At 62.3% G+C, this 9,580-nt stretch carries 12 protein-coding genes and 1 pseudogene; 12 read left to right on the top strand and 1 reads right to left on the bottom strand.

Translation table 11 applies throughout. The features are described 5' to 3' along the window. Nucleotides 1-150: 150 nt before the first annotated feature. The 7 genes from AC04MI_RS10420 (at nucleotide 151) to AC04MI_RS10450 (ending at nucleotide 5,464) form a co-directional block, all read left to right on the top strand. Complete coding sequence (locus AC04MI_RS10420) at nucleotides 151-627, top strand: DUF2244 domain-containing protein (protein WP_056066007.1); 477 nt, start codon at nucleotides 151-153, stop codon at nucleotides 625-627. 59 nt (nucleotides 628-686) lie between these two features. Next, entirely contained in the window at nucleotides 687-1,856 is a 1,170-nt protein-coding gene (gene coxB / locus AC04MI_RS10425; RefSeq protein WP_436077671.1) for a cytochrome c oxidase subunit II, read from the top strand. A 30-nt stretch (nucleotides 1,857-1,886) separates the two neighbouring features. Then, on the top strand, nucleotides 1,887-3,518 hold the full coding sequence (ctaD, locus tag AC04MI_RS10430; RefSeq protein ID WP_476497746.1) for a cytochrome c oxidase subunit I: 1,632 nt from the start codon (nucleotides 1,887-1,889) through the stop codon (nucleotides 3,516-3,518). An 11-nt stretch (nucleotides 3,519-3,529) separates the two neighbouring features. Further along, the gene (locus AC04MI_RS10435; RefSeq protein ID WP_225581085.1) at nucleotides 3,530-3,640 is read left to right on the top strand and encodes a cytochrome oxidase small assembly protein; all 111 of its coding nucleotides are present in this window, start codon (nucleotides 3,530-3,532) and stop codon (nucleotides 3,638-3,640) included. 17 nt (nucleotides 3,641-3,657) lie between these two features. After that, nucleotides 3,658-4,293: a cytochrome c oxidase assembly protein gene (locus AC04MI_RS10440; RefSeq protein WP_476497747.1), complete on the top strand. Its 636-nt coding sequence runs from the start codon at nucleotides 3,658-3,660 to the stop codon at nucleotides 4,291-4,293. Next, a complete protein-coding gene (locus tag AC04MI_RS10445; RefSeq protein ID WP_056065993.1) occupies nucleotides 4,290-4,517 on the top strand; it encodes a DUF2970 domain-containing protein in 228 nt (75 codons plus the stop codon). The genes AC04MI_RS10440 and AC04MI_RS10445 overlap by 4 nt, the downstream gene beginning before the upstream one ends. 65 nt (nucleotides 4,518-4,582) lie before the next feature. Further along, complete coding sequence (locus AC04MI_RS10450) at nucleotides 4,583-5,464, top strand: cytochrome c oxidase subunit 3 (protein WP_476497748.1); 882 nt, start codon at nucleotides 4,583-4,585, stop codon at nucleotides 5,462-5,464. Between the two features lie 124 nt (nucleotides 5,465-5,588). Here the strand turns inward: AC04MI_RS10450 and AC04MI_RS10455 are convergent, their stop codons facing one another. Next, on the bottom strand, nucleotides 5,589-5,810 hold the full coding sequence (locus AC04MI_RS10455; protein ID WP_056065987.1) for a twin transmembrane helix small protein: 222 nt from the start codon (nucleotides 5,808-5,810) through the stop codon (nucleotides 5,589-5,591). Between the two features lie 15 nt (nucleotides 5,811-5,825). On the opposite strand from AC04MI_RS10455, the gene AC04MI_RS10460 reads away from it, so the two are divergent. From AC04MI_RS10460 to AC04MI_RS10480, 5 genes and pseudogenes are all read left to right on the top strand, one after another. Further along, nucleotides 5,826-6,614 (top strand): SURF1 family protein, encoded by a 789-nt coding sequence (locus AC04MI_RS10460; RefSeq protein ID WP_436077672.1) that lies wholly within the window; start codon nucleotides 5,826-5,828, stop codon nucleotides 6,612-6,614. Further along, nucleotides 6,556-7,299 carry an SCO family protein gene (locus tag AC04MI_RS10465; RefSeq protein WP_436077673.1) on the top strand — a complete coding sequence of 248 codons (744 nt, stop codon included), beginning with the start codon at nucleotides 6,556-6,558 and terminating at the stop codon, nucleotides 7,297-7,299. The genes AC04MI_RS10460 and AC04MI_RS10465 overlap by 59 nt, the downstream gene beginning before the upstream one ends. Beyond that, nucleotides 7,296-8,477 carry a COX15/CtaA family protein gene (locus AC04MI_RS10470; protein ID WP_056746807.1) on the top strand — a complete coding sequence of 394 codons (1,182 nt, stop codon included), beginning with the start codon at nucleotides 7,296-7,298 and terminating at the stop codon, nucleotides 8,475-8,477. The genes AC04MI_RS10465 and AC04MI_RS10470 overlap by 4 nt, the downstream gene beginning before the upstream one ends. Continuing rightward, nucleotides 8,474-9,376, top strand: a complete 903-nt coding sequence (gene cyoE / locus AC04MI_RS10475) for a heme o synthase (RefSeq protein WP_056746806.1) — start codon at nucleotides 8,474-8,476, stop codon at nucleotides 9,374-9,376. Before AC04MI_RS10470 ends, cyoE begins: the two co-directional genes overlap by 4 nt. Nucleotides 9,377-9,384: 8 nt before the next feature. Beyond that, a pseudogene (locus AC04MI_RS10480) lies at nucleotides 9,385-9,580 on the top strand (SCO family protein); the annotation flags it as partial.

Here is a 9,580-nt window from a genome sequence, read left to right on the forward strand (position 1 = left end):
TGTAACGGCGTGTCAATGACTTGGAACAAGGCACGCTACAATTCTTGGTTATTGAGATTTCGGGCATCTTCCCGCGCAATTTGGCAGGCTGTGCCTGTTGTGCCCAAGGCGCAACGTGTGCTGCAGCCGGCAGTCTTGTGAGCACTCACGGTGACGGGCTTGGTTTTTCGTTTTGCCACGGTGTCGGGTCAGCGCATTGACTGGCGTCTGGTTCGCAATTGTTCGGTCACGCCGACGCAATTGGGCTGGATGTACCTGTCGCTGTGTGTGGTGTCCCTGGGGATCGCGACATTCTTCTGGATGCTCGGCGCCCACCTAGTGATGCCCTTCGCCTGGCTCGAAATCGTGGCAGTAGGGATTGCATTCGCCATGTACGGTCGCCATGCGGCGGATGGCGAGAGGATTTCATTGCAGGGCTCGCGCCTTGTGGTGGAGCTGGAGACAGCAGGCAGGCTGGAGCGCGCGGAGTTTGACCGGAGCCGGGTTCGCGTAGAGCCCAAGACGGGAGACCATTCGCTGATCACGCTGTCTGCGCAGGGCCGTTCGGTAGAGGTGGGGCGCTATGTGCGCCCAGAGCTCCGACCGGCCTTGGCATCGGAGATCCGCATGGCCTTGCGCGCTGCCTGACCCCACGCAGGCGCGCGAAAGGGATTGGTTAAATTGAGGCTTAGAAGTAAGTGAGAACTATGAAGAGCATTTCCAACAAGCTGGCTTCTCTGCTGCTGATTGCCGGTGCATGGGTGGGCTCCGCAGCCCATGCCGTTCAGGACCTGCCTGGCGGCCCTGCAGTCAACCAGCTGAACCTGGCGCCGCCCGTCACCAAGATCGCAGAAGAGCAGCACTTTCTGCACTGGATGATGCTGATCATCTGCACGGTGATCTTTGTTGCAGTGTTCTCCGTGATGTTCTACTCGATCTGGAAGCATCGCCGCTCCAAAGGCGCGAAGGCTGCCAACTTCCACGAGTCGGTGACGGTTGAAGTGGTGTGGACCATTGTTCCTTTCATCATCGTGATCCTGATGGCCTTGCCCGCCACCAAGGTGCTGGTGGCCCAGAAGGACACCACCAACGCCGACCTCACGATCAAGACCACGGGCTACCAGTGGAAGTGGGGCTATGACTACATCACGGGCGAAGGCGAAGGCCTGGCGTTCATCTCCACGCTGGACAGCAGCCACCGCGTGATGTCCGACAGTGGCAACGTCAAGGACGCTCCCGCCAACTACCTGCTCAAGGTGGACAACCCCATGGTGGTGCCGGTCAACAAGAAGATCCGCATCATCACTACGGCCAACGACGTGATCCACGCCTTCATGGTGCCTGCCTTCGGCATCAAGCAGGACGCGATCCCTGGCTTTGTGCGTGACACCTGGTTCCGCGCCGAGAAGATCGGCGACTACTACGGGCAGTGCGCCGAGCTGTGCGGCAAGGAACACGCCTACATGCCCATCCACGTGAAGGTGGTGTCCGCTGAGGACTACACCGCCTGGGTGGACGAACAAAAGAAGAAGGCCGCAGCCAAGCTGGACGACCCCACGAAAGTGTGGGCACTGGACGACATTCTCAAGCGCGGCGAGAAGGTGTATGCSGCCAACTGCGCSGCCTGCCACCAGGCCAACGGCAAGGGCGCYGGCCCSATCAAGCCCCTCGACGGCGCTGCCGTGGTGCTGGATGCCGATCATGCCAAGCAGATCCAGGTGCTGCTCAAGGGGCAGAACAACGGCGCCATGCCTGCATGGGCACAGCTGAGCGACACCGACATCGCCGCCGTGGTCACCTATACCAAGAACAACTGGTCCAACAAGACCGGCCAGCTGGTGCAGCCAGCTGAAGTTGTGGCCCAGCGTGGCAAGTAATCATCGCCCCATCGTATTGAGGAATTCACCATGAGCGCAGTACTCGACAACCACGGGCACGCTGGCGACCACGCACACGACGGCCACGACCACCATGGCCCCACCGGCTGGCGCCGCTGGGTGTTYGCCACCAACCACAARGACATCGGYACGCTSTACCTGYTGTTCWSCTTCACCATGCTGATGGTCGGCGGCATCCTGGCCCTGCTGATCCGCGCCGAGCTGTTCCAGCCCGGCCTGCAACTGGTGAACCCCGAGCTGTTCAACCAGCTCACCACCATGCACGGCCTSATCATGGTGTTCGGCGCSATCATGCCGGCCTTCGTSGGCTTYGCGAACTGGATGATCCCRCTGCAGATCGGCGCATCCGACATGGCSTTYGCGCGCATGAACAACTTCAGCTTCTGGCTGMTGATYCCYGCCGCRCTGATGCTGGTCAGCTCGTTCTTCATGCCCGGCGGCGCTCCCGCTGCCGGCTGGACGCTGTACGCACCGCTGACGCTGCAAATGGGTCCTTCCATGGATGCCGGCATCTTCGCGATGCACATCCTGGGTGCTTCGTCSATCATGGGCTCGATCAACATCATCGTSACCATCCTGAACATGCGCGCCCCCGGCATGACGCTGATGAAGATGCCCATGTTCGCCTGGACMTGGCTCATYACCGCCTACCTGCTGATCGCYGTGATGCCTGTGTTGGCCGGTGCGATCACCATGACGCTGACGGACCGCCACTTCGGCACCAGCTTCTTCAACCCCGCCGGYGGCGGYGACCCGGTGATGTACCAGCAYATCTTCTGGTTCTTCGGGCACCCCGAGGTSTACATCATGATCTTGCCGGCCTTCGGCATCATCAGCCAGATCGTGCCSGCGTTCWSSCGCAAGMRGCTGTTYGGCTAYGCCTCSATGGTGTACGCCACCTCGTCSATCGCGATCCTGTCGTTCATCGTSTGGGCSCACCACATGTTCACGACCGGCATGCCSGTSACKGGCCAGCTGTTCTTCATGTACGCSACSATGYTGATCKCSGTGCCCACGGCCGTGAAGATCTTCAACTGGATCGCCACGATGTGGCGCGGCTCCATGACGTTTGAAACCCCCATGCTGTTTGCCGTGGGCTTCATCTTCGTGTTCACCATGGGCGGTTTCACCGGCCTSATCCTGGCCATSGCSCCSATCGACATCCAGCTGCAGGACACCTACTACGTGGTGGCCCACTTCCACTACGTGCTGGTGGCAGGTTCGTTGTTCTCCATGTTTGCTGGCGTGTACTACTGGCTGCCCAAGTGGACCGGCGTGATGTATTCCGAAACCCGTGGCCAGATCCAYTTCTGGKGKTCGCTGATCWCSTTCAACRTCACCTTCTTCCCGATGCACTTCCTSGGCCTSGCKGGCATGCCSCGYCGYTATGCCGACTACCCSATGCAGTTYGCYGACTTCAACGCGRTKGCYTCGGTGGGTGCGTTYGSCTTCGGTCTGATGCAGGTGTACTTCTTCCTGGCGGTCGTTGTGCCTGCCATGCGTGGCAACGGCGCCAAGGCCCCCGCCAAGCCATGGGACGGTGCCGAGGGCCTGGAGTGGGAAGTTCCTTCCCCCGCGCCTTTCCACACGTTTGAGAATCCTCCCAAACTGGACGCCACTGCAACCCGCGTGATTGGCTGAACACCATGTCCATGACCCCCGAGCAAAAAAAGAGCAACCTGCGGCTGGCGCTGATTCTGGCGTCCGTGGCGGTGGTGTTCTTTGTCGGGTTCATGGTCAAGGTGGTGTTGCTGTCCCGCTGAAGCCACTGGCCCACCCCATGAGCCTGCACCGCGAAAACGCCAAGATGGTCGGTAAGCTGGTCGTGATTGCGGCTGGCATGTTCGCCTTCGGCTACGTGCTGATCCCGATCTACAAGCACATCTGTGAGATGACGGGCATCAACATCCTGTCGCTGTCCGAGCGGCAGGTGCCTGGCAACGGTGTGGCTGGCAAGGATGTACGCGTACCCGCCAACACCCAGGTGGACAAGTCGCGCACCATCACCGTGGAGTTCGACGCGAACTCGCGTGGTCCCTGGGACTTCAAGCCAGCGCAGCGTTCTGTGCAGGTGCACCCTGGTGAACTGACGACGGTGATGTACGARTTCCAGAACGTGCAGAACCGYCGCATGGCSGCKCAGGCCATYCCSAGYTATGCGCCSCRGCAGGCCGCKSCGYAYTTCAACAAGCTSGARTGYTTYTGCTTCAAYCAGTACACCCTGGAGCCGGGTGAAAAGAAAACCTGGCCCGTGGCGTTCGTGATTGATCCGAAATTGTCCAAAGACGTCACCACGATCACGCTGTCGTACACCTTCTTCGAGGTGGGCGGCAAGACACCGGCAGCTCCCGAATCGACGGCGGCGGTGGTGCTGCCCGCGCCCAGCTCTGCAGGCATGCAAGGAGCCGGGTCATGAGTGCGCCCCTGGAGCCATCGGCAGACGTCAAGCCCTCGCAACGCAAGGGCTCGTTGCTGCGCACAGTGCGTGCAGTGGCATGGTCGCTGATTGGCTTGCGCAAAGGCAGCGAGTACCAGCAAGATGTCGAAAAGCTCAATCCGATTCACATCATCGTGGTGGGATTGATCGCGGTTTTCTTGCTCGTCATTGGTCTGATAGGGCTGGTGAACTGGATTGTGTGAGTGTGTGTTGGCTGGTTCGTGCGAACAAATACTGAAAACAAAGATTTTGAGAATCAGGAGCTGAAATGAGTGCATCAACCCACGGCGGAACCCCGTACTACTATGTGCCTGCCGAGTCCCGCCACCCGGTGATGGCCGCGGCCGGTCTGTTCTTTGTGATCCTCGGCGCAGGCCAGTGGATCAATGGCCACGACTGGGGTAAATATTCTCTGGCCGTGGGGCTGGTGTGGTGGCTGTTCACGCTGTACCAGTGGTTCGGCGACGCGGTGCGTGAGAGCGAAGGTGGCCTGTATGGTCACAAGATCGATCTGTCGTACCGCTGGAGCATGAGCTGGTTCATCTTCTCCGAGGTGATGTTCTTCGGCGCGTTCTTCACAGCCCTGTGGTGGGCACGCTCGCACTCGGTGCCTGCATTGGGCAGCCTGGACAATGCGCTGCTCTGGCCCGATTTCAAGGCCGTCTGGCCCAGCCTCGCCGCTGGCGCCACCGCTTCGCCGGCCGGCATCATCGAGCCCTTCCAGACGGTGGGCCCCTTCTGGCTGCCCACGATCAACACAGCGCTGCTGCTGACCTCCGGCGTGACGCTGACCATTGCCCACCACGCCCTGCGTGAAAACCAGCGTGGCAAGACCATCGGCTTCATGTGGGCCACGGTGCTGCTGGGTTTCGTGTTCCTGCTGGTGCAAGGTTATGAGTACTACCACCTGTACACCGACCTGAACCTCAAGCTCAGCTCGGGTGTGTTCGGTTCCACGTTCTTTATGCTCACCGGGTTTCACGGCTTCCACGTGTTCCTGGGCATGCTGATGCTGCTGGTGATTACGCTGCGCCTGCAAAAAGGCCACTTCAYGGCCGACAAGCACTTTGGCTTTGAAGGTGCGGCCTGGTACTGGCACTTTGTGGACGTGGTGTGGCTGGGCCTGTACGTGCTGGTCTACTGGATGTAAGTCAGACCCGAACGCCATCAAAAAAAGCGCCTCGCGGCGCTTTTTTTGTTCCACCCTCTGCGTGCTGGCCAGTGGTGGACTGTGATGGGCCCAAGCCCCCCAGGCTGCGGACCAAGCCCTCAGGTCAACGGGTGGCGGGCAGGCCGGTGGGCTGGATATATCCCAGCTGCCAGGCCACCAGAATGCACAAAAACAGAACGATGGACAGCCCGACACGCACCGCCAGCGCTTTAGCCATGTGGTTGCCCTTGCTCTTGTCGTCGCGCCCGTTGCGCATCATGAAGAACAGGGCCGATGCCAGGCTGGCCAAAATGGCGAGGAACGCCAGCACTACGAGGTATTTCATGGAGCGCATTATCCTGTGACCCCCTTTCGCCGTCCTGCGGACTTGCGTTTTTGGCTCATTACCCTGGCTGCGGTGGTGGGCATGCTGGTCACTGCCTCTTTGGGGCGTTGGCAATTGTCGCGAGCCGCCCAGAAAGAGTCGCTGCAGGCGATGCTGGATGCGCGCGCCAGCCAGCCGGCCGTAGACGGGCGTACGCTGACAGACCCGGCTAGCGCGACGCCCGATGCGCAACAGGCCCTCGTACACCGTGCTGTGGTGCTGCAGGGGCGCTGGTTGCCTGCGCACACGGTGTATCTGGACAATCGGCAGATGCAGGGGCGCCCTGGGTTTTTTGTGCTCACGCCACTGCAGCTTTCTGGCGGGGGTGCTGGGGTGGTGCTGGTGCAGCGCGGATGGGTGGGGCGCAATTTTCAGGACCGCACCCAGCTGCCTTCCGTGACCCCGCCGGCTGATACCGAGGTGCGCGTTCAAGGCCGCGTGGCCCTGGCGCCCTCGCGGCTGTATGAGTTCCAAGGGGGCAATAGCGCACAGGGGTCTTCCCGCATCCGGCAAAATCTCGACTTGGCAGCGTTCCGTACCGAAACCGGCCTGGCGCTCGCCCCCCTTACGGTGTTGCAGACAGGCCCGGCAGGCGACGCGGGCGATGGCTTGCAACGCGACTGGCCTGTGGTCGGCGCAGGCGTCGAAAAACACTACGGTTACGCATTTCAATGGTTCGGGCTCTGCGGCCTGATAGCACTCCTTTATGTCTGGTTCCAAATCGTCCGACGGTTCATTCGCCCGCGCAGCCAGCCTGCCGCCTGAGGCGCGTTCGGAGCACCCGCTGGGGTTGACCGTACACACCTTGCCCGAGGCGTGGGAGGCGGTCGCCACCGCACAGCGTGCGCGCCATGGGCGCTGGAAGATGCTGGGCGTGCTGCTGATCTGCGCCGCGCCGGTGGTCGCCTCGTACTTCACCTACTACGTGATCCGCCCGGAGGGGCGGCGCGTTTACGGCGAGCTGATCAACCCCCAGCGCACCGTGCCAGCGCTCACCGCCTCCACGCTCGATGGCGGGGCCAAGCGGCTGGAGTCCCTCAAAGGCCAATGGTTGCTGGTGAGCGTGGCCGGAGGCGATTGCGATCCGGCCTGCCAGAAGCACCTGTACCTGCAGCGCCAGCTGCGCGAGAGCTTGGGTAAGGAAAAAGACCGGGTGGACTGGGTCTGGCTGATCAACGACAACGCCCTGCCACCCGCCGCTCTCACGCCCGCCCTGCAGCAAGCCACTGTGTTGCGGGTCGAGCCCAGTGCCGTCAAGGCCTGGCTGGAGCCCGCCCAAGGCCAGCAGTTGGCAGACCACCTCTACGTGGTGGACCCGATGGGCAACTGGATGATGCGTTTTCCGGCAGCCATGGACACCAGCGGTGCCGCCAAGGCCAAGCGGGACCTGGAGCGCCTGCTGCGCGCTTCTTCTTCGTGGGACGAGCCGGGGCGGCCGGTCAAGCCATGACCGATACCCAACCGTTGTACGACCTGGCCCCAGTGCTCGAGCTGATGCTGCTCGGCCTGGTGATCGCGCTGGGGCCGCTGGTCTGGGTGTGGGCGCGTAACCGCCGCAGCTCTCCCGTGCGGCGCCTGCAGGCGCTCACGGTGCTCACGCTGTTCCTCACGTTTGATCTGGTGCTGTTTGGCGCTTTCACGCGCCTGACCGACTCGGGCCTCGGTTGTCCCGACTGGCCCGGCTGCTATGGCAGTGCCAGCCCGGTGGGCGCCCGCGCCGAGATTTCAGCCGCCCAGCAGGCCATGCCCACCGGCCCGGTGACCCACGGCAAGGCCTGGATCGAGATGATCCACCGGTATCTCGCCACGGGGGTGGGGGTGCTGATCATTGTCATCACTGTCTCCTCGTGGGTGCAGCTGCGGCGCGCCCAGCGTGATGGCGGGCAGGCGCCTCCGCTCAGTCCCTGGTGGCCTACAGTGACCTTGTTGTGGGTGTGCCTGCAGGGTGCGTTTGGCGCGCTCACGGTGACCATGAAGCTCTTTCCCGCCATCGTCACCCTGCACCTGATCGGTGGACTGGTGCTGCTGGCCCTGTTGTGTGTGCAGGCGGTACGACACACCCACAGTGCCCAGGGGCGCTCACCGGTAACCCTGTCCCCCGCGCTGCGCGGGGGGCTGGTACTGACGGCACTGCTGCTCGCCCTTCAGGTGGTGCTGGGGGGCTGGGTCAGCACCAACTACGCGGTGCTGGCATGCACTACCTTCCCCACCTGCCAGGGCAGCTGGTGGCCCGCTATGGACTTTGCGCAGGGCTTCCAGATCTGGCGCAAGCTGGGCCTGTTGCAAGACGGCAGCCACATCAGCTTTGCAGCGCTCACAGCCATTCACTACGTGCACCGCCTGATGGCCTATGTGGTGCTACTGGCGCTGGGCCTGGTGGCCTGGCGCTTTCACCGCAGTGGCGTGTTGCCCACGCAGGCGCGGTGGATCGGCGGGCTGACCTTGCTGCAACTGGTGACGGGTTTGTCCAACGTGGTGCTGGACTGGCCCCTGGTGGCGGCGGTGCTGCATACCGGCGGTGCCGCAGCTTTGGTGGTGGTATTGACCTGGGCCCTGGTGTCCAGCCGCGCAGCGCCCGCGCCCCGAGAGTTTTCCGCGCCCACGGGCGCATCGAGAGTATCTGCATGAGTGTTGCCCCCTCCGCCGTTGCTGTGCCGCCCTCGCGGTTCCAGCAGTTTTATGCGCTGACCAAGCCCCGCGTGGTACAGCTCATCGTCTTTTGTGCGCTGATCGGCATGGTGCTGGCCGTGCCCGGCCTGCCCAACGCTGCGCAACTGGGCCACATGGCGCTGGCCTGCCTGGGCGTGTGGCTGGTGGCGGGTGCTGCAGCCGCGTTCAATTGCATCGTCGAGCAAGGCATTGACGCCAAGATGAAGCGCACCGCCTGGCGGCCCACGGCCAAGGGCGAGCTGTCCAACGCGCAGACCCTGCTGTTCTCGGCCGTACTCTGTGCCGCAGGCTCCGTGCTGCTGTATGTCTGGATCAACCCGCTGACCATGTGGCTCACCTTTGCCACCTTTGTGGGTTACGCGGTGGTCTACACCGTGATCCTCAAGCCCTTGACGCCCCAGAACATTGTCATTGGCGGCGCCTCGGGGGCCATGCCGCCGGTGCTGGGTTGGGCGGCCATGACCAACGATGTAGGGCCCGAGGCGCTTATCCTCTTCCTCATCATCTTTTTGTGGACGCCACCGCATTTCTGGGCGTTGGCCTTGTACCGGGTGGAGGACTACCGCAAGTCTGGCCTGCCCATGCTGCCGGTCACGCACGGCAACGAGTTCACGCGGTTGCAGGTGTTCTTGTACACGCTGATCCTGCTGGCCGGGTGCATGATGCCTTTCATCTACGGCATGAGTTCCTGGATTTATCTGGTTGCCGCCGTGCTCCTCAGTCTGGGTTTCTGCGGGTACGCGTTCGCGCTTTGGCGCAATTATTCGGACGCTCTGGCCCGCAAGACCTTCCGCTTCTCCCTTATCCACCTGAGCGTGCTGTTTGCGGCACTGCTAGTGGACCACTATGTGCTGTGATGATCTCCATGCAGAAACGAAAAGCTCTTCAATTGATAGCGGCTGGTGCAATATCCATATGCGCTACAGGCCTCCTGAGTGCGTGTTCCGAGAAAAAGGCCGAATTCCGCGGCGTGGACGTCACCGGCGCTGAGTACGCCCGCGACATTCCACTGACCGATCACAACGGCCAGCCACGCCACATCAAGGACTTTGCCGGCAAAG

The sequence above is a fragment of the Acidovorax sp. LjRoot204 genome (assembly GCF_056175785.1).

Excerpts from the sequence above, each read along its gene's own strand:
- AC04MI_RS10435 (WP_225581085.1), top strand. The coding sequence starts at position 3,530 with ATGACCCCCGAGCAAAAAAAGAGCAACCTGCGGCTGGCGCTGATTCTG.
- AC04MI_RS10445 (WP_056065993.1), top strand. The coding sequence starts at position 4,290 with ATGAGTGCGCCCCTGGAGCCATCGGCAGACGTCAAGCCCTCGCAACGC.
- AC04MI_RS10455 (WP_056065987.1), bottom strand. The coding sequence starts at position 5,810 with ATGAAATACCTCGTAGTGCTGGCGTTCCTCGCCATTTTGGCCAGCCTG.
- AC04MI_RS10465 (WP_436077673.1), top strand. The coding sequence starts at position 6,556 with ATGTCTGGTTCCAAATCGTCCGACGGTTCATTCGCCCGCGCAGCCAGC.
- AC04MI_RS10470 (WP_056746807.1), top strand. The coding sequence starts at position 7,296 with ATGACCGATACCCAACCGTTGTACGACCTGGCCCCAGTGCTCGAGCTG.
- cyoE (WP_056746806.1), top strand. The coding sequence starts at position 8,474 with ATGAGTGTTGCCCCCTCCGCCGTTGCTGTGCCGCCCTCGCGGTTCCAG.